The organism is Micromonospora sp. NPDC000089 (genome assembly GCF_042899365.1).
In the GTDB taxonomy this organism is placed as follows: Bacteria; Actinomycetota; Actinomycetes; order Mycobacteriales; family Micromonosporaceae; genus Micromonospora.
In genome coordinates this window covers 36,889-61,117 of sequence record NZ_JBIAZT010000015.1, presented here as the reverse complement: position 1 = coordinate 61,117, position 24,229 = coordinate 36,889, and the positions used below count along the sequence as shown (strand labels likewise).

Sequence of the window (24,229 nt, the reverse complement as noted above, 5' to 3'; positions counted from 1 at the left end):
TCCGTGCGGCGGGGGGAGGAGTCCGTCTCGCTGGAGTGGGTCGGCGAGCGGCTGCGGGACTTCGTGGACCTGAACCCGGAGTTCGAGACGCCGATCGAGCGCTTCGCCACCTGGCTGGCCCGCCTCGACGACGAGGACGACGAGTAGCCGAGCGTCGGGCGTCCGGGTCGAAGGTCCCGGGCGGGTGGGGCGGCGATCTTCTAGGGTGGGGGCGTGGCCCGCAGCGTCTACCTGACCAGCGTGGGTTCCGGCGGGGGTAAGTCCACCATCGCGCTCGGGCTCGCGGAACTCCTCTCCCGGCAGGTCGAGCGGATCGGCGTGTTCCGACCGCTGGTCGCCGGCGCCCGCCCCGACCCGATCCTCGCCCTCCTCCAGGACCGTTACCGGGTCGAGCAGCCGACCGCGGAGCTGGCCGGCGCCAGCCACGCCGAGGCGGTCGCGCTGGTCGCCGACGGGCGCCGGGAGGAGCTGATCTCCCGGATCGTCGAGCGGTACCGCGCGGTCGAGCGGCAGTGCCCGGCCATGGTCGTGGTGGGCAGCGACTTCGCCGACGGCGGGGACGGCGCCGGCCCCCGCGAGCTGGCCTTCAACGCCCGGCTGGCCACCGAGTTCGGCAGCGTGGTGGTGCCGGTGGTGGACGGCTTCGGGCAGCCGCCCGAGGCGGTCGCGGCGGCGATGCGCGGGGCGTACCACGATCTGGAGGACCTGGGCGCGACGGTGCTGGCGGTGATCGCCAACCGGGTGTCCGGCCCGACCCCGCTGCCCGACCTGCCGGTCCCGGCGTACGCCATTCCGGAGGTGCCGGCCGTGTCGGCGCCGACGGTGGCCGAGGTGGCGGCGGCGCTCGGCGCCACCCTGCTGGCCGGCGACGACGCGGCGCTCGGCCGGGACGTGCTCGACTACGTGGTCGGCGCGGCGCACGTGCCCACCCTGCTCGACCACCTGACCGAGGGCGCGCTGGTGATCACCCCCGGCGACCGGGCCGACCTGCTGGTCGCGGCGAGCGCCGCGCACGTCGCCGGCCAGGTCTCCGTGGCCGGCCTGGTGCTCACCCTCGGCGAGCGGCCCGACCCGCGGGCCATGCGGCTGGTCGAGGGGTTGAACACCGGCCTGGCGGTGCTCTCGGTGCCCAGCGACAGCTACGACACGGTGGCCGCGTCCAGCCGGATCGAGGGCCGGCCGAGCCCGGCCAACCCGCGCAAGGTGGAGGCGGCGCTCGGCGCGTTCGAGAACAACGTGGACACCGTCGACCTGGCCCGCCGGCTGTCGGTGAGCCGCTCCGAGCGGGTCACCCCGCTGATGTTCGAGTACGACCTGCTCGACCGGGCCCGGGCCGACCGCCGCCGGCTGGTGCTGCCGGAGGGCACCGAGGAGCGGATCCTGCGCGCCACGGAGATCCTGCTGCGCCGCGGGGTGGCCGACCTGACCCTGCTCGGCCGCCCGGACGACATCGCCCGGCGCACCCGCGAGCTGGGCATCGACGTCACCGGCGCGGACGTGGTCGACCCGGCCACCAGCCCGCTGCGCGACGAGTTCGCCGACCGGTACGCGAAGCTGCGCGCCCACCGGGGCGTCACCCAGGAGCTGGCGCACGACGTGGTGGCCCAGCCGAACTACTTCGGCACCATGATGGTGGCGACCGGGCACGCCGACGGGATGGTCTCCGGCGCCACCCACACCACCGCCGCCACCATCCGCCCGGCCTTCGAGATCATCCGTACCGTGCCGGGCGTCTCGGTCGCGTCCAGCGTCTTCTTCATGCTGCTCGCCGACCGGGTGCTGGTCTACGGCGACTGCGCGGTCAATCCCGACCCGGACGCCGCCCAGCTCGCCGACATCGCCATCTCCTCGGCCGACACCGCCGCCCGGTTCGGCATCGAACCGCGGGTGGCGATGCTGTCGTACTCCACCGGGGCTTCCGGCTCGGGCGCGGACGTGGAGAAGGTCGCGGCGGCCACCAGGCTGGTCCGCGAGCGCCGGCCGGAGCTGCTGGTCGAGGGCCCGATCCAGTACGACGCGGCGATCGACCCGCAGGTGGCGGCCACCAAGCTGCCGGACAGCGAGGTGGCCGGGCGGGCCACGGTCTTCATCTTCCCGGACCTCAACACCGGCAACAACACGTACAAGGCGGTGCAGCGCTCGGCCGGCGCGGTGGCGGTCGGCCCGGTGATGCAGGGCCTGCGCCGCCCGGTCAACGACCTGTCCCGGGGCGCGACCGTCCCCGACATCGTCAACACGGTGGCGATCACCGCCATCCAGGCCGCCGGGGAGCCGTCGTGAGCCGGGTGCTGGTCCTCAACTGCGGGTCCTCGTCGGTGAAGTACCGGCTCTACGACGGCGAGGAGGTCCGGGCCAAGGGCACCGTGGAGCGGGTCGGCGAGCCGGGCGGCGGGCCGGCCGACCACGAGGCGGCCGTCCGGCAGATCCTCGACCGGCTGGACCTGACCGGGCTGGCCGCGGTCGGGCACCGGGTGGTGCACGGCGGCCGGCGGTTCAGCGAGCCGGTGCTGATCGACGACGCGGTCTTCGCCGCGATCCAGGAGCTGGTGCCGCTCGCCCCGCTGCACAACCCGGCGAACCTGGCCGGCATCGAGGTGGCCCGCGAGGCGCTGCCCGACGTGCCGCAGGTGGCGGTCTTCGACACCGCGTTCCACCACACCCTGCCCGAGGCCGCCGCGACCTACGCCATCGACCGGGACACCGCCCGCCGGTACGACGTCCGCCGGTACGGCTTCCACGGCACCTCGCACGCGTACGTCTCGAAGCGCACCGCCGAGCTGCTGGGCCGCCGGTACGACGAGCTGAACACCATCACCCTGCACCTGGGCAACGGGGCGAGCGCCTGCGCGGTCCAGGGCGGCCGCAGCGTGGCCACCTCGATGGGCATGTCCCCGCTGGAGGGCCTGGTGATGGGCACCCGCAGCGGCGACCTGGACCCGACGATCGTCTTCCACCTGCGCCGCGAGGGTGGGATGAGCGTGGACGACATCGACGACCTGCTCAACCACCGCAGCGGGCTGCTCGGCCTGACCGGCGCCAACGACATGCGCGAGGTGCTGGAGCGCCGCGCCGCCGGGGACCCGGCCGCGACGCTCGCCTTCGACGTCTACTGTCGACGGATCACCGGCTACGTGGGGGCGTACTACGCGCTGCTCGGGCGGGTGGACGCGGTCGCCTTCACCGCCGGGGTGGGCGAGCACGCCGCACCCGTACGGGCGGCGGCGCTGGTCGGGCTGGAGCGGCTCGGCATCGCGGTCGACCCGGCGCGCAACGACGCCGCCGGTGACCGGGTGATCTCGCCGGACGGCACGGAGGTGACCGTCTGCGTGATCGGCACCGACGAGGAGCGGGAGATCGCCCGGGAGACCCGGGCGGTGGTCGCCGCGGCCGGCTGAGCCGGGCTCAGCCCAGCGCCAGCCAGAGCACCAGGGCGATCAGCACCACCGCGGCGACGGCGCCGCCGATGATCAGCGGCAGCCGGGAGGGCGCCGCCGCCGGCGCGACGGTCTCCGGCGCGTGGAGGAACGCGCGGAACTGCTCGGTGTTGCCGCTCGGGTCCACGTACTCGTCAGGCATGCCGGAAACCCTAGCGGAAGTGAGCGGTTCCGCACTCCCCCGCGGGACGGTGCGTGACGTGTCGGATCCGAGCGGTGGAGGCGGGCCCGGCCGCGCGGCGGGTCCGATCCGGTCCGGACGGCGGGGCCGCGACCGGTGGCCCGGCCATACGGTGGAGGCATGGGGGCGAGGCGGCTGGTGGCCGTGCTGGTGACGGCGTTGCTGGCCGGTTGCGGCCCGGCCGGCGCCGCGACCGAGGGGCCGCCGCCGGCCCGGCACGCCCCGACCGCGCCACAGCCCGTCGCGGTACGCACGCTGACCATCGACCCGGCCGGTCCCCGGCCACTGCCGGTGACCCTGTGGTACCCGACCGCGCACGGCCGGGTCGCCCCGGGCCGGTTCCCGGTGGTGGTCTACAGCCACGGCCTGCGCAGCCTGCCCGCCCTGCACGCCGCGCTGACCGGCCGGTGGGCGGCCGCCGGTCTCGTGGTGGCCGCGCCGACCTATCCGCACACCAACCTGCGCAGCCGCCGGTTCGACCGGGCCGACGTGCGCAACCAGCCGGCCGACGGCTGGCGGGTGATCCGCTACCTGGTCCGGCTGGACGCCCGCGCCGGCGACCCGCTCGCCGGGCACCTGGACACCACCCGGTTCGCCGCGGCCGGGCACTCGGCGGGCGGCTTCACCACGGCCGGCATGTTCACCTCGGGTCACTCGCCCCGGCTGCGCGCGGGCATCGTCATCGCCGGCGGCGGGCTGGCCGGCGCCTTCGCCGGCCCGAGCGCGCCGATGCTGTTCGTGCACGGCACCGCCGACCCGGTGGTGCCCGCCTCGGTGGGCCGGGCCGCGTTCGCGCGGGCCACCGGGCCGGCCGCCTTCCTGTCGGTGCTCGGTCAGGGGCACGGCGAGTACCTCACCCCCGGCCGGCCCGGCTTCGACCCGGTGTTGGCCACCACCACCGACTTCCTCCGCTGGACCCTCTACGACGACCGGGAGGCGGGCCGCCGGCTGCCCGCCGACGCCCGGGCGCCCGGCGTCACCACCCTCGACGACCGCCTGCGCGGCTGACCCGGGAACGGAGTCGCCCGGCGGGACCGGCCTCGTCGACCGATCGCGCCACCGAATTTCCGCTCGCCGGCCGACCCGAGCGCGTTCTACCGTGCACGGGATGGAGATCGACGAGCGCGCGGCGCGGCAGTTGGCGAGCATCGCGCAGGTGCTGGAGCTGACCGCCCCGGCCGGCATCCCGGTGTGGCTGCGCGGTGGCTGGGCGATGGACTTCTGCCTCGGCGAGGTGACCCGGCCGCACACCGACGTCGACTGGTACTGCTGGCGGGCCGACGCCGACCGGCTCGCCGCCCTGCTGACCGGGCACGGCTGGGCCCCGGATCCCCGGGTGCCGGTGGAGACGCAGCTCGACCTGGTCCGGGGCGACGTCGAGGCGAGCTTCGCGTACCTGGACCGGGACGCCGCCGGCCGGGTGGTGGTGGGCGGCGGCCCGTGGGCCGGCACCCCGCTGCCGGCCGGGCTGCTGGACGGCCCCGAGAGCCGGATCGGCGCCCTGGTCGCGCCGGTGATCGGGGTGGCGGCGCAGATCGAGTTCAAGGAGATGTACCCGGTGTGGATGCCGGAGCGCCCGCGCCGGGCCAAGGACGCCGCCGACCTGGCCCGGCTGCGGGCCGTCCGCCGGCCCGGCTGACCCGGGTGTGGCCAAGCTCGCTGGTTGGCCCACTGCGTCGAGGCACAATCGAATTCATGTCCCGTCGCCCCCACCCGCTGCTGCTGACCGCCGCGCTGCTCGGCACCGGCCTGGTCGGCTGCTCGGCGCCCGCGTCGACCGACCGTCCCGCCGCGGCGCCGGAGGCGTCCAGGCCGGCACCGGAGGCGGCCAGGCCGAGTGCTCCCGCGCCCCGGGTACCCGCCGGGACAGCGCCGGCCGAGCCGTTCGCGGTGGGCGTACGCCAGTTGAAGCTGGACCGCGGCGGCCGTGCGCTGCCGGTGACCGTCTGGTACCCGGCGGCCGGGGCGGCCGGTGACGCGGCCCGGCGCGGCGCGACGGCGGCGACCGGCCGATTCCCGGTGGTGATGTTCAGCCACGGCCTGAACGGCCGCCCGGAGGACTACGCGCTGCTGCTGACCCGCTGGGCGGCGGCCGGGTTCGTGGTGGCCGCGCCGACCTTTCCGCACACCGCCCGGGGCACCGACGGCAACGTGCTGGACGTGCTGAACCAGCCGGCCGACGTGTCGTACGCGCTGGACAAGGTGCTCGCCCTCGACGGCGCCGCCGGCGACCCGCTGCGCGGTCGGCTGGCGGTCGACCGGGTGGCCGCGGCCGGGCACTCGGCCGGCGGGGTGACCACGATCGGCCTGTTCACCGCCGGTCGGGACGAGCGGCTGGACGCCGGGGTGGTGTTCGCCGGCACCGCCCTCGGGGTGGGCACCGGCTTCGCCGGGGCGGCGGCCCCGCAGCTGTTCGTGCACGGCGAGGCCGACGAGGTGGTCGGGTACGCGGCCGGCAAGGCGGTCTACGACGCCGTGCCGTGGCCGAAGGCGATGCTCAGCCTGCCGAAGGGCGACCACGGCCGGGCGCTGCTCACCGACGGCGCCGCGCTGCGGGTGGTCGCCGACACGACGACGGAGTTCCTCCGCTGGACGCTCTACGGCGACGCGACGGCAAAGCGGCGGCTGCCCGCCGAGGCCACCCGGGACGCCATCGCCACCCTCGACGACCACCTCTGACCGGCCCGCGCGCCCGCTCAGGCGGTGTGGTCGAGCACCACCTTGCCGAAGACGTCACCGGAGTGCAGCCGGGCGAAGGCGTCCGCCACCTCGCCGAACGGCAGCACGCTGTCCACCACCGGGCGCACCTCGTGCTCGGCGCAGAAGGCCAGCAGTTCGGTCAGCTCGCCGGGGGTGCCCATCGAGGTGCCGAGGATCTCCAGCTGCATGGCGAAGACCCGACGCAGGTTGACCTTCGGCTCGTGCCCGGCGGTCGCGCCGGAGACCACGATCCGGGCCATCGGGGCGGCCGACTTGAGCGAGTGGTCGAAGGTGGCCGCGCCGACCGTCTCGATCACCACGTCGACCCGCTCGGGCAACCGCGCGCCGGGCTCCAGCGCGGTCGCCCCGAGCGCGGCGATCCGCTCCCGCTTACCGGCGTCGCGGCTGGTCGCGTACACCCGCTTGCCGAGCGCCACGCCGAGCGCGACGGCCGCGGTGGCCACGCCCCCGCCCGCGCCCTGGACCAGCACCGACTCGCCGTCGGCGATCCGGCCGCGGGTGGTCAGCATCCGCCAGGCGGTGAGCCAGGCGGTCGGCAGGCACGCCGCGTCGATCGGCGACAGGCCCACCGGCAACGGCACCAAATTCACCCGGGGTACGGCCACCCGCTCGGCGAACGTGCCGGCGTAGTGCTCGGAGAGAATGGTGACCCCGCGGGGATCGCCCGGGGTGGGCACCACCGGGTAGACCACCACCGGGTTGCCGTCCGGGTCGGTGCCGACCGCGTCGCAGCCCAGGATCATCGGCAGCTGCGCCTCGGTCAGGCCGATCCCGCGCAGCGACCACAGGTCGTGGTGGTTGAGCGAGCTGGCTGTCACCTGCACGGTCACCCAGCCCTCGTCCGGGGTCGGCTCGGGGCGGTCACCCACAGTGAGCGCGGCGAGCGGGGTGTCGGCGTCGAAGCGGGAGGCATAGGCGGCACGCATGCCCGGCACGGTAACAAGGACCGCGGCCGTCGAGACAGTGCCGGGCGGGCGGGGTCCCCGGTCACCGGGCACCCCGCCCGGCGGTCAGCGGCGGGCCACGCCGTCCCGGCGGGCCGCCTCGGCGACCGCCTCGGCCACCGCGGGGGCGACCCGCGGGTCCAGCGGGGACGGCACGATCGCGTCGGCGGTGAGCGACTCGGCGACCACCCCGGCGATCGCGTCGGCGGCGGCCACCTTCATCCCGTCGGTGATCCGGGTGGCCCGGGCGTCCAGCGCGCCCCGGAACACGCCGGGGAAGGCGAGCACGTTGTTGATCTGGTTGGGGTGGTCGCTGCGCCCGGTGGCGACCACCGCCACGTGCCGGCCGGCCACCTCCGGGTCCACCTCCGGGTTCGGGTTGGCCAGCGCGAACACGATGCCGCCGGGGGCCATCCCGGCCACCGCCGCCTCGGGGATCCGCCCGCCGGAGACGCCGACCAGCACGTCCGCGCCGCGCAGCGCCTCGGTGACGTCGCCCTCGCGCCCCTCGGCGTTGGTGGTTTCGGCCAGGTACGCCTTGGTCTCGGTGAGGTCGGGGCGGTGCCGGCCGATGATCCCCTTGGAGTCGCAGACCACCACCTGGCCCGGGTTCACCCCACCGGCCACCAGCATGTGGGTGACCGCCACGCCGGCCGCGCCGGCCCCGCTGACCGTCACCCGCAGGTCGCCCAGCTTGCGGTTGAGCAGCGTGGCGGCGTTCCGCAGCGCGGCCAGCACCACGATCGCGGTGCCGTGCTGGTCGTCGTGGAAGACCGGGATCGGCAGCGCCTCGTCCAGCCGGCGCTCCACCTCGAAGCAGCGCGGGGCGCTGATGTCCTCCAGGTTGATCCCGCCGAACGACGGGGCGAGCGCGGTGACCGTCGCGACGATCTCGTCGACGTCCTGGGTGTCCAGGCAGATCGGCACCGCGTCCACGCCGCCGAACTGCTTGAACAGCACCGCCTTGCCCTCCATCACCGGCAGCGCGGCGCGCGGGCCGATGTTGCCCAGCCCGAGCACGGCCGAGCCGTCGGTGACCACCGCGACGGCGTGCGACACCCAGGTGTACTCGTCGACCAGGGCCGGGTCGGCGGCGATCGCCTCGCACACCCGGGCCACCCCCGGGGTGTACGCCAGGGACAGGTCCTCCCGGCTGGTCAGCGGGACCGTCGAGGCGACGGCCATCTTGCCCCCGACGTGCAGCCGGAAGACGGGATCGTGGGGATCCACGGTGGACGCGGGCATGGTGACTCCAGGTCTCGTCGAAACGGACGGGGCAGGCCGGCGCGGGCGCGAGGTGGTGCGGCGGATCCGGCGGCGCGCGGTGCGGGGGTCACCCGGGCACAGGCCGAGCATAGTGCCGAGCCCGGCACCCGGATGTGAGCAGGCTCATAACCGTACGGGACGGATCGGGCCGGGGCGGGGCCAGTAGCGGGCCACCACCCGGCCGAGCACGTCGGCCACCCCGTACGCCCGGGAGTCGTCGGTGACCAGGTCGTTGTCCCCGCGTACCCACCAGCCGCCGTCCTGCGGGCGGACCGCGCGCTTGACCACGAGCAGCCCCGGGCGGGTGCGGAAGACCGCGACCACCACGTCGCCGGCGCGGACCGGGCGACCGCCGCGGCGGACCAGCAGCGCGTCGCCGTGCCGCAGGGTCGGCGACATGGACGGCCCGGTCACCCCGACGGCGGTGAACGGCCGGCGCAGCCGGACTTCCTCGACGGCCACCAGGTTTCCCCTCCGCCCCTGCCGGGGACCTCTCCAGGAGTAGTGTCGGGTTCGATCATCGCAAACATCCCGTGGAGGACACTGATGCGACTTCCCCGCATCCTCACGCCCCGTGTGACCGTCAGCGCCCACTGTGACCTGCCGTGCGGCGTCTACGACCCGGCGCAGGCCCGGATCGAGGCCGAGTCGGTCAAAATGATCTGCGAGAAGTACCAGTCGAACACCGACCCGGAGTTCCGTACCCGGGCGATCCTGATCAAGGAGCAGCGGGCCGACCTGGTCAAGCACCACCTCTGGGTGCTGTGGACCGACTACTTCAAGCCGGCCCACTTCGAGAAGTACCCGCACCTGCACCAGCTGTTCAACGAGGCCACCAAGGCCGCCGGCGCGGCCGGCGCCAAGGGCGCGACCGACCCGGCCAAGGCCGACGAGCTGCTGCAGAAGATCGACGAGATCTCGAAGATCTTCTGGGAGACCAAGAAGGCGTGACGCCTGTTCCTTCGGCGCCGACGATCCGGCCGGCACGTCCCGAGGACGTGCCGGCCGTCGTCGCGATGGTGCACGAGCTGGCCGACTACGAGCACGCCGCCGATCAGTGCGGGCTCACCGAGGCGCAGCTGACCGCCGCGCTGTTCGGCCCCGCGCCCGCGCTCTTCGGGCACGTGGCGGTGGACGGTCACGACGAGCCGGTCGGCTTCGCGCTGTGGTTCCTCAACTTCTCCACCTGGGCCGGTACGCACGGCATCTACCTGGAGGATCTCTACGTCCGCCCGGGCGCCCGCGGCACCGGGGCGGGCCGGCTGCTGCTGGCGGCGCTGGCCGACATCTGTGTGCGGCGGGGCTACCAGCGGCTCGACTGGTGGATGCTGAACTGGAACCCGGCCGCCGGCTTCTATGCCGCGATCGGCGCCGACCGGCTGGACGAGTGGGTCCCGTACCGGCTCACCGGGGCGGCGCTGCGCGACCTGGCCGGGCAGGCGGGGACCGTACCCACCCGGTCGGCGGCCCGTACGGGTAGAGTCCCCGACCGGAGGGGTGAGGCGTGACTCAACTGACCGGCCGGCCGACCACCGACGACGACGTGGTGCACCTGACGGTGCCCGCCGACGGCGGTTACCTCGGCGTGCTCCGCACCGCCACGGCGGGTCTCGCGGCCCGCCTCCAGTTCGCCCTCGACGAGATCGAGGACCTGCGGATCGCGGTCGACGAGGCCTGCGCCATGCTGCTCGCCATCGCCACCCGGGACGCGGAGCTGTCCTGCCGCTTCGCGGTCACCGAGGACGCGCTGTCGGTCGAGGTCACCGTGCCCACGGTGCGCGGCGCCACGCTGCCGTCCGAGTCGTCCTTCGCCTGGAAGGTGCTCACCGCGCTGACCACCGGCGCCGCCGCCCGGGCCACCGACGGCCGGGCGACCATCTCGCTGCTCACCCGCCGCTCCACCGGCTACTGAGCCACCGCCCGCCTCGGCCCGCCCGGCCGTGATCTCGGCCGGGCGACGCCGGTCGGTTCACTCGAAGCCGAGCGCCCTGGTGGTGGGCGGGCTGACCAGCAGCGCGCTCACCCCGACGCCGAGCAGGATCAGCGGCACCCCGAGCCAGCCCAGGCCGCCGGAGATCATGAACCAGCCCACCGGCAGCAGCAGCAGCTGGAGCACGATGGCCGGTGCCCGTGCGCCCGCGCGGCGACGGGCCAGCGCGCCGCCGAGGGCCCAGAGCGCGACCGCGCCGGCGACGGCGAAGCCGGTCACGAAGAGTGCGGACACCAGGTCGGTCCGGCGTGCGGTGAGATCCGCCCAGACCAGCCAGGCGGCGAGCAGGGCCACCGCCACCGCCTCGCCCCGCAGCAGCCGTACGGCCCAGCGGAGGGTGTCGGGAACCGGGCCGGAGTCGAACGTCACGGGCGACACGATACCGGGGTCGCCGCGCGGTACAGTGCCGCCCATGCGGGCCGTCCTGCTGGTCAATCCGAAGGCCACCACCACCAGCGAGCGCAGCCGGGACGTGTTGGTCCGGGCGCTGCGCAGCGAGGTGGAGCTGTCCGTGCGCTACACCCGTCGGCGCGGGCACGCGATGGACCTGGCGCGGGAGGCGGCCGAGGAGGGCGTCGACGTGGTCGTCACCCTCGGTGGTGACGGCACGGTCAACGAGGTGGTCAACGGGCTGATGGCGGCGCAGCCGCCGACGTTCCGCACCGGCGGCACCGCGGCGCAACGGCTGCCCGCCCTGGCGACCGTGCCGGGCGGCTCGACCAACGTGTTCGCCCGCGCCCTGGGCCTGCCCCGGGAGTGGCCCGAGGGCACCAGCATGATCCTGGAGGGGCTGCGGCTGGGCCGCTTCCGGACGATCGGGCTGGGCCGGGCGGACGACCGGTACTTCACCTTCTGCGCCGGCTTCGGGGTGGACGCGGCGGTGATCCACCGGGTGGAGCAGGCCCGGCGACGGGGTCGGGTCTCCACCCCGTCGCTCTACGTACGCTCGACCCTCGGTCAGTACTTCCTCGCCTCCGACCGCCGGCATCCCGCGATCACGCTGGAGCGGCCGGGTGAGGAGGGTGAGGGCAACCTGTCCACGGTCATCATCCAGAACACCGCGCCGTGGACGTACCTGGGCGACCGGGAGATCAATCCGAACCCGGAGGCGTCGTTCGACCTCGGGCTGGACGTGCTCGCCATGCGTCAACTGCGGGTCGCCAGCACCGCACGGACAGTGAGGCAGTCGCTGGCCCGACACGCCGACCCGCGCGGGAAGCAGGTGCTGCGGCTGCACGACGTGCCGGAGTTCACCCTGCTCTCGGCCCGTCCGCAGGCGTTCCAGCTGGACGGGGACTACCTCGGCGAGCGGGACAAAGTCAGATTCACCTCCGTACCCGACGCACTGAGAGTAATCTGCTGAGGTTCGGGTAACGCCCTAGGTCGAGCGGCTCCGGTCACCCCACGACGGTGACCGCGACACTGAGGGGAAGGTGCCGGAAATGTCAGCAATGTCACGCCGAGTGTACTATATTGATCCTCGGCTGTGGTACGGCGGGTAACCAGGGACGCCTGAAACCCGGACAAAAGGGTCGTGAGCTTGCTCACCGTCCGGAGTTTTTCCGAGCGGCACCCTTGACATCGACACCGTTCGTGAAAGTATTCACAAGCGAACTTGAGTTACCGGGACATTGCCTGGATATGCTCGTCAGGTTGAGCACTTCCAGGTGCGCCCCAGGTGCCAACAGAGCCTGCTCACGCACTGCCGAATAGTCGGACGCGAACCGTTACGACCGGCACTGCGGATGCGTATAAGAAAAAAGCACGAGCGTTATCTGCCACCCATCCAGAATGAGGAGTGTTGCCGCCATGGACTGGCGCCACGATGCCGTCTGCCGCGATGAGGACCCGGAGCTGTTCTTCCCGATCGGGACGTCCGGCCCGGCCCTCCTGCAGGTGGAACAGGCCAAGGCCGTCTGCAGGCGCTGCCCCGTGACCGACCAGTGCCTGCAGTGGGCGCTGGAGTCCGGGCAGGACGCCGGCGTCTGGGGCGGGATGAGCGAGGAGGAGCGCCGCGCGGTCAAGCGCCGCGGCGGTCTCCGGGTGTTGCGCGCTCACTCCGCCTGACCCATCACACAGCCGTACGCCCCGGTGGCCTCCCAGCCACCGGGGCGTCCTGCTGCCCGGCAGCGTCCGGCCCGGTCGACGACCGGCCCGCCCTGCGCCGCCGCTCAGTGCGCGCCGGTCAGCTCGGGGCCGCGTCGACCCGGTCTAGCACCAGGTCGACCAGTTCGGGCGCGTCGGTCAACGGCCCGCTGACCGCCACCGCCCCGGCCGCCCGCCCGGCCGCCAGCACCGCGTCGTGGAACCGCCCGGGCGCGAGGAAATACGCCGCCACCGCCACCCGCCGGGCGCCCGCCGCCCGCAGCCGGGCCACCGCCGCGCCGGCCGCCGGTGGGGCCGCCGAGGCGTACGCCACCCGGCAGGGCACCCCGAACCGCTCCCCCATCGCCGCGGCGACCCGCCCGACCGAGCCACGGGCCCGCGCGTCCCGGGTGCCCGCCGCGGCCAGCACCAACGCGTCCAGCTCGCCCGGGCCGGCCGGCTCGCCCGGATCGGCCTCGGCGAGCCGTCGGGCCAGGCCGGCCAGCAGCGCCGGGGCGACCGGCCTTCCGGCCGGGCCGAGCACGTCGGTGATCCGTACCGCCAGGTGTGGCGCGGCCTCCCGGGCGGCCCGGACCGCCGCCGGCACGTCGACCCGGCGGTGGTAGGCGGCGGTGAGCAGCAGTGGCACCACGACGGCGCCGGGGTGGCCGGCGGCGCCCAGCGCGCGCAGCACCTCCGCCGGTCCGGGCTCGGTGTGGTCCAGCCAGGACGGCAGCACCCGAGCGCCGGGACGGGCCGCCTCGACGGCCCGGGCGAGCGCCCGGGTCGCCTCGGCCGCCCGCGGGTCCCGGCTGCCGTGCGCGACCAGCACCACGGGCGGTGTCGGGCCGGGTGTCCCCGACCCGACCGCCGCGTCCGTCAGACGTGCAGCCCGCACTCGGTCTTCTCGAACATCGCCCACCGGCCGGCCCGCGGGTCCTCCCCCGCCTTCGTCCGGCGGGTGCACGGCCAGCAGCCGATCGAGCCGTAGCCCCGGCTGAACAGCTCGTTGACCGGGATGTCGTACCGGGAGATGTAGGAGTCGACATCGGACTGGGTCCATGCCGCGATCGGGTTGACCTTGACGCGGCCCCGCCGGGCGTCGAACGTGACCACCGGGGTGTTCGCCCGGGTCGGCGACTCGTCCCGGCGCAGCCCGGCGGCCCAGGCGTCGTAACCGGCCAGCGCCCGCTCCAGCGGCTCGACCTTGCGCAGCTGGCAGCACTCGTCCGGAGCGCGGTTGAACAGCCGCGGGCCGTACTCGCCGTCCTGCTGCCCGACGGTGAGCCGGGGCCGGATCGAGCGCACGTTGACCGGCAGCCGGCGGGCCACCTCGTCGCGGACCCGCAGCGTCTCGGGGAAGTGCAGCCCGGTGTCGAGGAACACCACGTCCACCCCTGGCGCGACCCGGGACACCAGGTGCGCCAGCACGGCGTCGGCCATCGAGCTGGTCACGCAGAACCGGTCACCGAAGGTCTCGGCCGCCCACCGGGCGATCTCCAGCGCCGGGGCGCCCTCCAGCTCACGGCCGGCCCGCTCGGCCAGCGCGCGCAGCTCCTCGGGGGTGCGGCGGGTCGGGTCGGCGGTCTGCGGGCCGTCGAGCCCGACCAGGCCCAGGTTGGCGGCAGAAGCCAGCGTCATCGGGTCCGCCTTTCGTTCGCGACTGCGGGGCTCGCAAGCTCACTCCTCGCGCTCACCGGGTCCGCCTTTCGTTCGCGACTGCGGGGCTCGCAAGCTCACTCCTCGCGCTCACCGGGTCACCGCCCGGGAGAGCAGGCCGGTGAACTTCACCGTGAAGACGCGGGCGCAGGCGTGGCACTCCCACGCCCCGTGCCCGGCCTCGCTCGGCCGCAGGTCCTCCTCGCCGCAGTACGGGCAGTACAGCGGCGCGGAACGGGTCTCGCTCATCGAAGCTCCTCCTCGTCGACCCGGACAACCCAGTTGGCGAACGTCTCGCCCTCGCTCCGGCCGGCCAGGTAGCGGCGGGCCAGTCGTTCCACGTACTCGGGAAGCTCGTCGGCGGTGGTCTTCAGACCGCGCAGCTTGCGACCGAAGCCGGCGGTCTGCCCCTGCGCCATGCCGAGACCACCACCCAGGTGCACCTGGAAGCCCTCCACCTGCCGGCCGTCCGGGCCCACCACCAGCTGACCCTTGAGCCCGATGTCGGCGACCTGGGTGCGGGCGCAGGCGTTCGGGCAGCCGTTGAGGTGGATGGAGATGTCCGCGTCGAAGTCGCGCAGCCGCTCCTCCAGCCGGGCCACCAGCTCCTCGCCGCGGCGCTTGGTCTCGACGATGGCCAGCTTGCAGAACTCGATGCCGGTGCAGGCCATCGTGCCCCGGCGCCAGGCCGACGGCCGGGCCTCCAGACCGATCCCGCGCAGCGCGTCCACCAGGGACTCCGTCCGCGCCGGCGGCACGTCGAGCACCAGCAGCTTCTGGTACGGGGTGAGCCGTACCCGGTCGCTGCCGTGCGCCTCGACCACGTCGGCGAGCTGCGCCAGCTGACCGCCGGAGACCCGCCCGACCACCGGCGCGGCGCCGACGTAGTGCCGGCCGTCGGCCTGCTCGTGCACGCCGATGTGGTCGACCGGCTTCGCCGGCAGCTGCGGGGCGGGCCCGTCCAGCAGGGTGCGGCCCAGGTACTCCTTCTCCAGCACCTCGCGGAACCTCTCCACCCCCCAGTCGGCGACCAGGAACTTCAGCCGGGCCCGGTTGCGCAGCCGGCGGTAGCCGTAGTCACGGAAGATGCCGACCACTCCGGCCCACACGTCCGGCACCTCGGCCAGCGGCACCCAGGCGCCCAGCCGCTGCGCCAGCATCGGGTTGGTGGACAGGCCGCCGCCGACCCAGAGGTCGAAGCCGGGGCCGTGCTCCGGATGGTCCACGCCGAGGAACGCGATGTCGTTCGCCTCGTACGGGGTGTCCACCAGCCACGAGATCGTCGACTTGAACTTGCGGGGGAGGTTCGAGTACGCCTTGTCGCCGACGTACCGGCGGACGATCTCGTCGATCGCCGGCGTCGGGTCGATCAGCTCGTCGCGGGCCACCCCGGCGACCGGGCTGCCCAGCACGATCCGCGGGCAGTCGCCGCACGCCTCGGTGGTCTGCAGGCCGACCGACTCCAGCCGGCGCCAGATCTCCGGCATGTCCTCGACCCGGATCCAGTGGTACTGGATGTTCTGCCGGTCGGTGATGTCGGCGGTGCCCCGGGCGAACTCCCGGGAGATGTCCGCGATCACCCGCAGCTGGGCCAGGCTGAGCTGGCCGCCGTCGACCCGGACCCGGAGCATGAAGAACTCGTCCTCGAGCTCGTGCGGCTCCAGTACCGCCGTGCGCCCGCCGTCGATGCCCGCCTTGCGCTGGGTGTAGAGGCCCCACCAGCGGAACCGGCCGCGCAGGTCCTGCGGGTCGATCGAGGCGAAGCCCCGGTGGGCGTAGATGTTCTCGATCCGGGCGCGGACGTTCAGCGGGTCGTCGTCCTTCTTGATCCGCTCGTTGGCGTTCAGCGGCTCGCGGTGGCCGAGCGCCCACTGCCCCTGCCCACGGGGACGGCGAGAGGCCGGCGGGTTGTCGGGCCGGGCCGGGGTGCTGCTGACCGCCATCGCGGCGTCCTCCGTTGTTCGCGGTACGTCGGGAGGTGCACGAACGCGGCAGCCGGCGGAGTTCAGGGGCCGTGCGGGGGTCGGAACGGCCGGCGCGGATCACGCACCCGAGACAGAATTGTCGGGCGTCGTCAGTGGGCCGGACAGATCGCGCTGCGCACGCGGCCGTAGTCGACGTGGCGACGGGCCACGAAGCGGCGGACGACGGCGGCGGTCATGGCAACCATGCTCCCACACGCCCGGTTGACCGGCCAATGACCGCGTGCCACATCCCACATCACGGGCCCCCTGATCCGTACCCTTCACGGATGTTGGTGGGCGCGGTACGGCGGCGAGCCACAGCCGCGGGAACGAGCGCGATCTCGACGGTGTGGCGCGCGGGCCCCGCACGGGACCGGGCTGTGACACGCTCCAGGTGTGCCCGAAATGTTTGGTTGGCGGCATTCGCCACGCCGGTGGGACTGGCTGGTCTGGGCGGTGCCGGCGCTCACCACGCTCGCCGTCGGGCTGGTCGGGATCGGGCACGCCCAGCCCTGGCGGGATGAACTCGCCACCTGGAGCGCCGCCACCCGCCCGGCCGGGGATCTGCTCCGCCTCATCGGCACGATCGACGCCACCACCGGCGCGTACTACCTGCTGCTGCATGGCTGGACCGCGCTCTTCGGGGATTCGCCCACGGCGCTGCGGCTGCCGTCGGCCCTGGCCATGGCCGCGACGGGCGGGCTGACCGCGGTGCTCGGCCGGCGGCTGATCGGCGCCCGGGCCGGTCTCTTCGCCGGCCTGCTGCTCGCGGTGCTCCCGGGCACCTCCCGGTACGCCCAGGAGGCCCGCCCGTACGCGATCGCCGCGCTGCTCGCGGTGCTCGCCAGCCTGCTGCTGGTACGGGCGCTGGACCGACCCGGCCCGCTGCGCTGGGCCGGCTACGCCGCCGCCGTGCTGGGGCTCGGGCTGGCTCACCTGCTCGCCCTGAGCCTGCTCGCCGCACACGCCGCGGTCGTGCTGGTGGCGTGGTGGCGCGGCCGACCGGCCGCCGGCCTGGCCGACGGTGACCGGGCCGACCCGACGGCGCCCGGCGAGATCGTGCGCCCGGGCCAGCAGCGGGGTCGGCAGCGCCCGATCCGGACGCCGCTGGGCTGGGTGCTCGCCCTGCTGAGCGCCGGCCTGCTGCTGCTGCCGCTGCTGCTGGCCGCCCGGGGGCAGCGATCCCACCAGCTCGACTGGATTACACCGGTCCGCCCGTCGGACCTGTCGGGGCTGCCGGGCGGGCTGGTGGAGAGCAGCACGGTGGGCGGCCTGCTGATCGGACTCGCCGCGCTCGGGGTCGGCCTGCTCGGTCGACGGGCGCTGCTGCCCGCGGCGGCCGTGCTGCTGCCGGTGCTGCTGCTCTACCTCGCCGCGCTCGTGGTGCCGCTCTGGGTGCCCCGCTACCTGTTCTTCACCGTTCCGTTCGCGTGCCTGCTCGCGGGCACGGCGCTGGCCGGTGTGCCGGCGCCCGCCGCGCTGGCGGTGCTGACCGTCGCCGGCCTGCTCGGCCTGCCGGACCAGGAGGCCCTGCGCCGCGCCCACCCGCCGCACGGAATGGTCGACTATCGCGGTGCGGCCCGGGTCGTCGCGGCCGGGCAGCGGCCGGGCGACACGGTCGTGTACTCCCCACGCGACGGCTGGCTCTTCCTCGACCTCGGCCTGGCGTACCAACTCGGTGACGCCCGCCCCAGGGACGCGCTGCTCCGAGCCGACCAGCGACAACGCGGCGACTTCTGGGCCGGCGAGTGCGCCCGGCCGGCTGAGTGCCTGGCCGGGGTGCCCCGGGTCTGGTTGGTGGTGGGCGGGCGGCGGCCCGATCCGCTGACTGCCGTCACCAGCGCCAAGGGCGCCGCACTGCGGGACGGCTTCACCGTCGAGCAGGTCTGGCCCCGCGCGGGGGTGACGGTGGCGTTGCTGGAGCGCCGCCGCTGAGCGGCGCCACCGCGCCGGTCAGGGCTTGCGCTCCAGCCGGACGACCCGGACCCGGTCGAATCGCGTGACCTCCTTGACCAGGAACCTCTGCCGCAGCAGCGCCTCCCGGGCGGGCGGCAGGCCGGCCAGGCTGTCGTTCAGGTGGCCCGTCTCGACCAGCCAGAGCCGTCGGGTGTCGCCCAGGCAGACCACCGGGTCCCGGCACTCCCGTGCGGTCAGCCAGCCGGTCTCCCGCGCGGGAACGGCGACGAAGACGTCCCGGGGTTCGAGCCGGTCGCGCAGGCCGTAGCCGATGGCCTTGCGGGCCACGTCGCTGGAGCCGCCGAACCCGTCGTTGTAGGCCACCCCGTCACCCGGTCGCACCCGCTCGCCGAGGTAGCGCACCGCGTCCAGGTAGCGGGGCTGTCCGTCCGCCTCGTTGGAACGCACCTTCTGCTGGGCGGGCGCGACCTGCCAGACGAGCCCGGGCAGCAGCAGAGCGCCGAGGAGCCAGGCCGCCGGCAGCCGGTCCCGGGTCACCAGGCGGGCCACCTGGCAGACCCCGAAGGCGGCGAGCAGCGCCCAGGCCGGGAGGGTGAAGAGGAAGTACCGGGCCAGGAAGAGGTGCAGCCAGGCGAAGGTCAGATAGCCGGCGACCGGGGGCAGCAGCGCCCAGACCAGAAGCATCAGCACCGCCGGCCGGTGGGCGCCGGCGGTGGCCGACGCGAGCCCGGCCAGCACCACCAGCACCGCCAGGGCGGGCGTCGTGCCGGCCAGGTTCTCGAGGAACTTCAGCACCGCGTCGCCGTCGTTCTCCACCCAGGAGATCTGGCCGGACTGCCGGCTGCCGAGGATCAGCAGGGGCAGCACGAAGAGGCCGGCGATGCCGACGCTGGCGGCCCACCGCCAGCGGCGCTCCGCGTCCGCCCCGGCCCGCCAGAGGTGGAGCAGGTGGGCGGCGGCCACCAGCAGCGCGACGAAGTGCAGCCAGCCGACCAGCACCAGCACCGCACCGTACGCCCAGCCCCGGGCCCGCGAGGGACGGTCGAGCAGCCGGAGGTAGAGCCAGGTCGCCGCGGTCGCCGCGAGGGTGACCAGCGCGTACGAGCGGGCCTCCTGGGCGTACCGGGAGACGGTGGGGAGCAGCGCGAGGAGCAGGCCGCCCAGCACCCCGACCCCGGTGTCGAAGAGTCGCCGCCCGATCAGCGTGACCAGCCCCGCGGTCAGTCCGATCGCGATCACCGACGGCAGCCGCAGGGCGACCGTCGAGTCGCCGGCGAGCGCGGTGAACCCCGACATGATCAGGTAGTAGCAGGCATGCACCAGGTCGATGTTGCCGATCAGCATGCGGAACTGTTCGAGCGAGAGCGAGGTCGCGTGCCAGGTGACCAGCTCGTCGTTCCACAGGTCGCGGGTGTCGAGCCGCCAGCCGCCGAGGGCCAGCGCGAGGGCGGCCGGCAGCAGCGCCCACCAGCCGTCGCGGGACCGCCCGTCGATCGCGGCGGCGGCCGCCGCCGTCTCGGCCGGGGTGGCCTGCCCGGTCCACTCGACGACCGGCGCGGTCACTTCGCGGTCCGCACGTCGAAGCCGAAGACGTCCCGCGCGGCGGCCCGGCGGAACGCGCGCAGCGCGGCGGCGTCCCGGTCGATGTTCCACTTACCGGAACCGTTGATGTCGAAGTACGCCACGCCCACCATGTCCTTGCGCCGGGCGACGTTGGTGAGCAGGTCGGTGATCTGCCCCGGGCGGCGGGAACCGGGCTCCGCGCCGGTCTCCACGATCAGCAGCGGCCGCCGGGTGAAGGCGCGGACCTGACTGATGGTCGGCCCGAAGAGGTCGGTGAAGGTCTTCTGGCCCTTGATCGTGTAGTAGCCGTCCATGCCCACCCAGTCGACGTACGCGTCACCGGGGTAGAGCGCCCTGATGCTCGTCTTGCGCAGGTAGTTGACCACGTTCGGGGTCCACGTCCAGATCACGTTGGTGGCGCCCTGCCGGGCGAAGATCTCGTGCAGGTGCCGCCAGGCGGCCACGTACTCCGCGGCGGTGTTCGACTTCGTGCCCCAGGAGTACCAGTGGCCGTTCATCTCGTGGGCGAAGGTGAGCGCGATGGGCAGGTTCAGCGTCCGCACGGCCGCCGCGAACTCGGTGACGTACGCGTCGTGCTTGCCGGCGGCGATGTCGCGCAGCGGGATGTCGAAGGGCTCCCAGCGGATCACCGGGAGCGCGCCGTACTGGTGCAGCTCGCGGACCTCGCTGGCGGCGAACTTGTCGTCGAAGCTCTCGAAGACCGCGACCAGGTTGGGGTTCTTGCCGGTCTCGGCGGCGAAGGCGCGGACCTGGGCGAGGTCGGCCCCGCCGCGCACCGTCACGCCGAGGTACTTGTCCTTCGGCGCGCGCAGCGCAGTGACGTCGTACGCGGGTGGCGCCTCCTCGACCGCGGCGGGCGCGGCGCCACCCGGCGCGGCCGGGCCGCTCTCGGCGACCGTGATGTCCACCTTGCGCAGCACGGCGACCTCGGTGAAGGCCAGCGTGAAGACCACCAGGAAGGTGATCAGGTACTTCGTCCTCACCGTACGACCTCGACGTCCTGCTCGGGCTTGACCAGCAGGGCCTGCCCCACCACGGCCAGGTAGAAGACGGCGCTGAACAGGGCCGGGGCGAAGACCAGCGGGTCGGGCTCGACGAGCATCCGCCAGCCCGCCAGGGCGGCCCAGACGATCCCGCTGCCGGCGGTCCAGTAGCGCATGCCGGTCCAGAGCCGCTTGGTCTTGCTCTTCTTGGCGGTGCCGCCGGTGGGCTGCCAGCCCATCCGCCGGCCCCGGATGATGTCGATGATCGCGTAGGCGTGCGCCCAGCCGTAGATCATCTTGACCGTCCAGCTCTCCAGGCCGTACCGGTTGTGGTGCCAGACCGGGAAGATGATCATGTTGTAGACGATGCTCGGCAGGATGAGCAGATAGTTCGCGATCGCGATGTGGTGCGCGAACGCGGTGAGCATCAGCACCGGGATGATCGGCGCGACGAAGGTGAACAGCCCGGTGTGCAGGTAGTAGCAGAACCCGGAGATGTAGCTCAGCCGGGCCCGCCAGCGCAGCTTCGTCGCCCAGAACTTCCGCGAGCCGAGCAGGCTCATCGAGCCGGCACACCAGCGGTACTGCTGGGTGAAGAACGAGTCGACGTCGGCCGGGCAGAGACCGGCGGCCAGCACCACCGGGATGTAGCGCAGGTTCCACCCCTTCATCCGCAGGTCGAAGCCGGTGTGCACGTCCTCGGAGTGCTCGATGAGGGTGGAGCCCCCGATGGAGAAGAGCGCGTCCCGCCGGTAGATCGCGCAGCTGCCGACGCAGATGGCCGAGTCGTGCGCCTGCCGGGACACCTGCACGGAGCGGTAGAACAGCTCCTGCACCGCGCCGGCGCCCCGCTCCACCCAGGTCTGCCCCAGGTGCACCCGGAAGTACTGCGGCGACTGGACGATGCCGGCCCGCGGCTCGGCGTCGAACCACGGCAGCATCTGGTCCAGCATGTCCTTGCGCGGGACGAAGTCGGCGTCGAGGACGAGGATGAACTCGCTCATCGTGCGCTCGAAGGCGTAGCGCATGTTGCCGGCCTTCTTGAACCAACCACGGTTGGGACGGCGCTGGTAGACGAAGCCGAAGGCCAGCGCCATCCGCTCCATCACGTCGTTGGGCGAGTCGTCGAGCACGTAGACCGTGACGTCGCCCCGGTAGTGCCGGCCCATCGCCCGCACGTGCTCCCAGGTGTTGCGCAGCACGTGCGGCGGCTCCCCGCAGACCGGCAGGAAGACGTCCACCGAGGGGTGGCGGGCCGGCTTCCAGGTGCGGACCAGCTCCTGGTGCCGGGCCAGGTCGAAGCCGGGGGTGAAGAGGTTCACACAGAGCGAGATCAGGTAGTAGGCGACGGTGAACAGCAGCAGCGGGGCGAGCAGCCAGAGCCACGGCGTGAGCCGCACGAAGAGCAGCTGGCTGGTGACCAGGCAGCCGAAGCTGACCAGCGAGGGCAGCATCAGCGCGGGCATCCGGCGCTTGCGGTAGGAGACCAGCTCCTCGTCGGTGGGCGGCAGGGGCACCGGGGCGTACGCGGGGCGGACCAGGGCCCCGCTCCGGCGCGGGCTCCACTTCGACAGCTGTCTCGGCACCCGGAACTCGGCGGTCGGCCCGGCCGGGGGCGCCACCGAGGCGGTCTCCTCCGCGGCGGCCGCGTCGGTCGCCGGTGGTGAGGTCATCGCTCCGTCTCCCCGCTGGTCGGACGGCACCGCGGGCGCCCGGCGGCCCGGGCGGGGGCTTGGCTGTCGCCGATCGCATCAGGGAGCCGGGCACGGCGGTACGCCGTGTCTACGTGATGGTCCGATGCTGAAAGCTATTCAGCCGCCAGCACCGCGTCAACCGGCACAAAACCCTGAAAAGCCGTGGGATGGGACGACTCTCGGCGTCTACCGCGTCACCATCGTCCGAGCAGCCCACCCCGATCGACCCGGAGAGCGGAGGGCGCCCGGCCGATCAGGCCCGGACCAGTGGGACCACCAGCACCGCCTCGGTGCCACCGGCGGCACCCTGCCGCAGCTCGATCGAGCCGCGCAGCTCGCCGGTGACCAGGGCCCGGACGATCTGCAGGCCCAGCCGTCCACCCCGGTCGGCGTCGAACTCGGCGGGCAGGCCACGGCCGTTGTCGGCGACCGAGACGTGCAGCTGCTTGCGGAACCGGTGGGCCGACACCAGCACCTCCGGCGGCGCCCCGGCCTCGCCGCCCGGCGCGGCCTCCTCCTCACCGGCCGGCGGGAAGCCGTGCTCGACGGCGTTGAGCAGCAGCTCGTTGAGGACCATCACCAGCGAGGTGGCGATCTCGGCGGGCAGCACGCCGAAGCTGCCGGTGCGCCGCATCCGCACCGACACCTCGGTCGCGGCGACCTCGGTCGCGGCGCTGGCCACCCGGTCGACGATGCCGTCGAACTCGACCGCCTCGTCGCTGGACATGGAGAGCGTCTCGTGCACCAGGGCGATCGAGGCGACCCGGCGTACCGACTCCTCCAGGGCGACCCGGGCCTCCGGCATGGCGACCCGGCGGGCCTGCAGGCGCAGCAGCGCCGCCACCGTCTGCAGGTTGTTCTTCACCCGGTGGTGGATCTCCCGGATGGTGGCGTCCTTGGTGATCAGGGCGCGGTCGCGGCGGCGTACCTCGGTGATGTCGCGGACCAGGACCAGGGCGCCGATCGGCACTCCGGCGGGCATCAGCGGCAGGGCGCGGGTGAGCATGGTGGCGCCGCGGGCGTCGATCTCCCGCCGGGGCGGGCCCTCGCCGCGCAGCGCGGCCAGGATGCCGTTGGCCGCCTCGGTGCCCTCCAGCGGGTCGCCGGCCAGCCGGCGGTGCAGCTTGGCCAGGTCCTCCCCCACCAGGTGCGAGGCGTAGCCCAGCCGGCGGTACGCGGACTGCGCGTTCGGGCTGGCGTAGGTCACCTTGCCGTTGGCGTCCAGCCGGACCAGCCCGTCGCCGACCCGGGGCGCGGAGGTGGTCTCGCCGGGGTGCCGGGGCGGCGGGAAGGTGCCGTCGGCGATCATCTGGGCCAGGTCGTCGGCGGTGGTGAGGTAGTTCAGCTCCAGCTGGCTCGGTGTCCGCGCGGTGGACAGGTTGGTGTCCCGGCCGACCACCGCGACCACCTCGCCGGCCTCCCCGTCGGCGGTCCGCAGCCGCACCGGGATCGCCTCGTGCCGGGCCGGCACGTCGCCGTACCAGACCGGGTCGCCCTCGCGCCAGATCCGGCCCTGCCGGTGGGCCACCTCCAGGTGCGCCACCTCGGGGCCGCCGACGATCCGGCCGACCTGGTCGTCCAGGTAGGCGGTCGGCGCGGTGGTCGGGCGCACCTGGGCCACGCAGAGGAACGTCCCGTCGCCGTCGACCGGCACCCAGAGCAGCAGGTCGGCGAAGGACAGGTCGGACAGCAGCTGCCAGTCGCCGGCGATCCGGTGCAGGTGGTCGATGTCGGAGGGGCGGAGCCGGGTGTGCTCCTCGGCCAGGTCGCGCAGCGTGGACACGCCCACCAGCCTGCCACGCCCCGG

General features: G+C 74.0%; 25 protein-coding genes. 12 read left to right on the top strand and 13 right to left on the bottom strand.

Features of this window, described 5'->3' with window-relative positions; genetic code table 11:
* The first annotated feature begins 3 nt into the window (after positions 1–3).
* From ACFY3U_RS23105 to ACFY3U_RS23095, 3 genes are all read left to right on the top strand, one after another.
* Positions 4–147, top strand: coding sequence for a DUF6104 family protein (locus ACFY3U_RS23105; RefSeq protein WP_387205234.1), 144 nt, complete (start codon positions 4–6; stop codon positions 145–147).
* 66 nt (positions 148–213) lie between these two features.
* Positions 214–2,280: a phosphate acetyltransferase gene (gene pta / locus ACFY3U_RS23100; protein ID WP_387205232.1), complete on the top strand. Its 2,067-nt coding sequence runs from the start codon at positions 214–216 to the stop codon at positions 2,278–2,280.
* The gene (locus ACFY3U_RS23095) at positions 2,277–3,395 is read left to right on the top strand and encodes an acetate/propionate family kinase (RefSeq protein ID WP_387205230.1); all 1,119 of its coding nucleotides are present in this window, start codon (positions 2,277–2,279) and stop codon (positions 3,393–3,395) included. The genes pta and ACFY3U_RS23095 overlap by 4 nt, the downstream gene beginning before the upstream one ends.
* A 7-nt stretch (positions 3,396–3,402) precedes the next feature.
* Here the strand turns inward: ACFY3U_RS23095 and ACFY3U_RS23090 are convergent, their stop codons facing one another.
* Entirely contained in the window at positions 3,403–3,576 is a 174-nt protein-coding gene (locus tag ACFY3U_RS23090) for a hypothetical protein (protein WP_387205228.1), read from the bottom strand.
* Between the two features lie 159 nt (positions 3,577–3,735).
* On the opposite strand from ACFY3U_RS23090, the gene ACFY3U_RS23085 reads away from it, so the two are divergent.
* The 3 genes from ACFY3U_RS23085 (at position 3,736) to ACFY3U_RS23075 (ending at position 6,294) form a co-directional block, all read left to right on the top strand.
* Entirely contained in the window at positions 3,736–4,623 is an 888-nt protein-coding gene (locus ACFY3U_RS23085; RefSeq protein ID WP_387205227.1) for an alpha/beta hydrolase family protein, read from the top strand.
* Positions 4,624–4,723: 100 nt separating this feature from the next.
* Complete coding sequence (locus ACFY3U_RS23080; protein WP_387205225.1) at positions 4,724–5,254, top strand: nucleotidyltransferase domain-containing protein; 531 nt, start codon at positions 4,724–4,726, stop codon at positions 5,252–5,254.
* A gap of 56 nt (positions 5,255–5,310) precedes the next feature.
* Positions 5,311–6,294, top strand: a complete 984-nt coding sequence (locus ACFY3U_RS23075) for an alpha/beta hydrolase family protein (RefSeq protein ID WP_387205223.1) — start codon at positions 5,311–5,313, stop codon at positions 6,292–6,294.
* A 17-nt stretch (positions 6,295–6,311) separates the two neighbouring features.
* On the opposite strand, the gene ACFY3U_RS23070 is transcribed toward ACFY3U_RS23075, so the two are convergent.
* The 3 genes from ACFY3U_RS23070 to ACFY3U_RS23060 form a co-directional block, all read right to left on the bottom strand.
* Positions 6,312–7,271, bottom strand: a complete 960-nt coding sequence (locus ACFY3U_RS23070; protein ID WP_387205221.1) for a zinc-binding dehydrogenase — start codon at positions 7,269–7,271, stop codon at positions 6,312–6,314.
* A 75-nt stretch (positions 7,272–7,346) separates the two neighbouring features.
* The gene (locus tag ACFY3U_RS23065; protein WP_387205219.1) at positions 7,347–8,525 is read right to left on the bottom strand and encodes an NADP-dependent malic enzyme; all 1,179 of its coding nucleotides are present in this window, start codon (positions 8,523–8,525) and stop codon (positions 7,347–7,349) included.
* Positions 8,526–8,669: 144 nt separating this feature from the next.
* A complete protein-coding gene (locus ACFY3U_RS23060; RefSeq protein ID WP_387205217.1) occupies positions 8,670–9,008 on the bottom strand; it encodes a S26 family signal peptidase in 339 nt (112 codons plus the stop codon).
* Positions 9,009–9,092: 84 nt separating this feature from the next.
* Here ACFY3U_RS23060 and sodN point away from each other — a divergent pair, with 84 nt between their 5' ends.
* The 3 genes from sodN to ACFY3U_RS23045 all read left to right on the top strand — a co-directional run bounded on the left by sodN (position 9,093) and on the right by ACFY3U_RS23045 (position 10,458).
* Positions 9,093–9,497: a superoxide dismutase, Ni gene (sodN, locus tag ACFY3U_RS23055; protein ID WP_387205215.1), complete on the top strand. Its 405-nt coding sequence runs from the start codon at positions 9,093–9,095 to the stop codon at positions 9,495–9,497.
* Positions 9,498–9,562: 65 nt separating this feature from the next.
* Positions 9,563–10,054: a GNAT family N-acetyltransferase gene (locus tag ACFY3U_RS23050; RefSeq protein ID WP_387205340.1), complete on the top strand. Its 492-nt coding sequence runs from the start codon at positions 9,563–9,565 to the stop codon at positions 10,052–10,054.
* Positions 10,051–10,458: an anti-sigma regulatory factor gene (locus ACFY3U_RS23045; RefSeq protein WP_387205213.1), complete on the top strand. Its 408-nt coding sequence runs from the start codon at positions 10,051–10,053 to the stop codon at positions 10,456–10,458. The genes ACFY3U_RS23050 and ACFY3U_RS23045 overlap by 4 nt, the downstream gene beginning before the upstream one ends.
* Before the next feature lie 57 nt (positions 10,459–10,515).
* On the opposite strand, the gene ACFY3U_RS23040 is transcribed toward ACFY3U_RS23045, so the two are convergent.
* The gene (locus ACFY3U_RS23040; protein WP_387205211.1) at positions 10,516–10,950 is read right to left on the bottom strand and encodes a hypothetical protein; all 435 of its coding nucleotides are present in this window, start codon (positions 10,948–10,950) and stop codon (positions 10,516–10,518) included.
* Here ACFY3U_RS23040 and ACFY3U_RS23035 point away from each other — a divergent pair.
* Both ACFY3U_RS23035 and ACFY3U_RS23030 read left to right on the top strand, forming a co-directional pair.
* Entirely contained in the window at positions 10,949–11,899 is a 951-nt protein-coding gene (locus ACFY3U_RS23035; protein WP_387205209.1) for a diacylglycerol/lipid kinase family protein, read from the top strand. The genes ACFY3U_RS23040 and ACFY3U_RS23035 overlap by 2 nt on opposite strands.
* A gap of 446 nt (positions 11,900–12,345) precedes the next feature.
* Complete coding sequence (locus ACFY3U_RS23030) at positions 12,346–12,603, top strand: WhiB family transcriptional regulator (RefSeq protein ID WP_073834718.1); 258 nt, start codon at positions 12,346–12,348, stop codon at positions 12,601–12,603.
* Between the two features lie 118 nt (positions 12,604–12,721).
* Here the strand turns inward: ACFY3U_RS23030 and ACFY3U_RS23025 are convergent, their stop codons facing one another.
* From ACFY3U_RS23025 to ACFY3U_RS23010, 4 genes are all read right to left on the bottom strand, one after another.
* Positions 12,722–13,519: a sirohydrochlorin chelatase gene (locus ACFY3U_RS23025; protein ID WP_387205207.1), complete on the bottom strand. Its 798-nt coding sequence runs from the start codon at positions 13,517–13,519 to the stop codon at positions 12,722–12,724.
* Positions 13,501–14,262 carry a phosphoadenylyl-sulfate reductase gene (locus ACFY3U_RS23020; protein ID WP_387205205.1) on the bottom strand — a complete coding sequence of 254 codons (762 nt, stop codon included), beginning with the start codon at positions 14,260–14,262 and terminating at the stop codon, positions 13,501–13,503. Before ACFY3U_RS23020 ends, ACFY3U_RS23025 begins: the two co-directional genes overlap by 19 nt.
* 108 nt (positions 14,263–14,370) lie before the next feature.
* The gene (locus ACFY3U_RS23015; protein WP_387205203.1) at positions 14,371–14,529 is read right to left on the bottom strand and encodes a hypothetical protein; all 159 of its coding nucleotides are present in this window, start codon (positions 14,527–14,529) and stop codon (positions 14,371–14,373) included.
* On the bottom strand, positions 14,526–16,223 hold the full coding sequence (locus ACFY3U_RS23010; RefSeq protein WP_387205201.1) for a nitrite/sulfite reductase: 1,698 nt from the start codon (positions 16,221–16,223) through the stop codon (positions 14,526–14,528). The genes ACFY3U_RS23015 and ACFY3U_RS23010 overlap by 4 nt, the downstream gene beginning before the upstream one ends.
* 426 nt (positions 16,224–16,649) lie before the next feature.
* Between ACFY3U_RS23010 and ACFY3U_RS23005 the strand changes: the two genes are divergently transcribed.
* Entirely contained in the window at positions 16,650–18,179 is a 1,530-nt protein-coding gene (locus ACFY3U_RS23005) for a glycosyltransferase family 39 protein (RefSeq protein ID WP_387205338.1), read from the top strand.
* Between the two features lie 18 nt (positions 18,180–18,197).
* Here ACFY3U_RS23005 and ACFY3U_RS23000 read toward each other — a convergent pair whose 3' ends face one another.
* The 4 genes from ACFY3U_RS23000 to ACFY3U_RS22985 all read right to left on the bottom strand — a co-directional run bounded on the left by ACFY3U_RS23000 (position 18,198) and on the right by ACFY3U_RS22985 (position 24,205).
* Positions 18,198–19,724, bottom strand: a complete 1,527-nt coding sequence (locus tag ACFY3U_RS23000) for a glycosyltransferase family 39 protein (protein WP_387205199.1) — start codon at positions 19,722–19,724, stop codon at positions 18,198–18,200.
* On the bottom strand, positions 19,721–20,728 hold the full coding sequence (locus ACFY3U_RS22995; protein ID WP_387205197.1) for a glycoside hydrolase family 26 protein: 1,008 nt from the start codon (positions 20,726–20,728) through the stop codon (positions 19,721–19,723). The genes ACFY3U_RS23000 and ACFY3U_RS22995 overlap by 4 nt, the downstream gene beginning before the upstream one ends.
* Complete coding sequence (locus ACFY3U_RS22990; protein WP_387205195.1) at positions 20,725–22,401, bottom strand: glycosyltransferase family 2 protein; 1,677 nt, start codon at positions 22,399–22,401, stop codon at positions 20,725–20,727. Before ACFY3U_RS22990 ends, ACFY3U_RS22995 begins: the two co-directional genes overlap by 4 nt.
* A gap of 274 nt (positions 22,402–22,675) precedes the next feature.
* Positions 22,676–24,205 carry a histidine kinase N-terminal domain-containing protein gene (locus ACFY3U_RS22985; RefSeq protein WP_387205193.1) on the bottom strand — a complete coding sequence of 510 codons (1,530 nt, stop codon included), beginning with the start codon at positions 24,203–24,205 and terminating at the stop codon, positions 22,676–22,678.
* Positions 24,206–24,229 lie beyond the last annotated feature (24 nt).

Coding starts and splice junctions, on each gene's coding strand:
- ACFY3U_RS23090 (WP_387205228.1), bottom strand. CDS start 3,576: ATGCCTGACGAGTACGTGGACCCGAGCGGCAACACCGAGCAGTTCCGC.
- ACFY3U_RS23085 (WP_387205227.1), top strand. CDS start 3,736: ATGGGGGCGAGGCGGCTGGTGGCCGTGCTGGTGACGGCGTTGCTGGCC.
- ACFY3U_RS23080 (WP_387205225.1), top strand. CDS start 4,724: ATGGAGATCGACGAGCGCGCGGCGCGGCAGTTGGCGAGCATCGCGCAG.
- ACFY3U_RS23075 (WP_387205223.1), top strand. CDS start 5,311: ATGTCCCGTCGCCCCCACCCGCTGCTGCTGACCGCCGCGCTGCTCGGC.
- ACFY3U_RS23065 (WP_387205219.1), bottom strand. CDS start 8,525: ATGCCCGCGTCCACCGTGGATCCCCACGATCCCGTCTTCCGGCTGCAC.
- sodN (WP_387205215.1), top strand. CDS start 9,093: ATGCGACTTCCCCGCATCCTCACGCCCCGTGTGACCGTCAGCGCCCAC.
- ACFY3U_RS23050 (WP_387205340.1), top strand. CDS start 9,563: ATGGTGCACGAGCTGGCCGACTACGAGCACGCCGCCGATCAGTGCGGG.
- ACFY3U_RS23035 (WP_387205209.1), top strand. CDS start 10,949: ATGCGGGCCGTCCTGCTGGTCAATCCGAAGGCCACCACCACCAGCGAG.
- ACFY3U_RS23040 (WP_387205211.1), bottom strand. CDS start 10,950: ATGGGCGGCACTGTACCGCGCGGCGACCCCGGTATCGTGTCGCCCGTG.
- ACFY3U_RS23030 (WP_073834718.1), top strand. CDS start 12,346: ATGGACTGGCGCCACGATGCCGTCTGCCGCGATGAGGACCCGGAGCTG.
- ACFY3U_RS23020 (WP_387205205.1), bottom strand. CDS start 14,262: ATGACGCTGGCTTCTGCCGCCAACCTGGGCCTGGTCGGGCTCGACGGC.
- ACFY3U_RS23015 (WP_387205203.1), bottom strand. CDS start 14,529: ATGAGCGAGACCCGTTCCGCGCCGCTGTACTGCCCGTACTGCGGCGAG.
- ACFY3U_RS23010 (WP_387205201.1), bottom strand. CDS start 16,223: ATGGCGGTCAGCAGCACCCCGGCCCGGCCCGACAACCCGCCGGCCTCT.
- ACFY3U_RS23005 (WP_387205338.1), top strand. CDS start 16,650: ATGTTTGGTTGGCGGCATTCGCCACGCCGGTGGGACTGGCTGGTCTGG.
- ACFY3U_RS22990 (WP_387205195.1), bottom strand. CDS start 22,401: ATGACCTCACCACCGGCGACCGACGCGGCCGCCGCGGAGGAGACCGCC.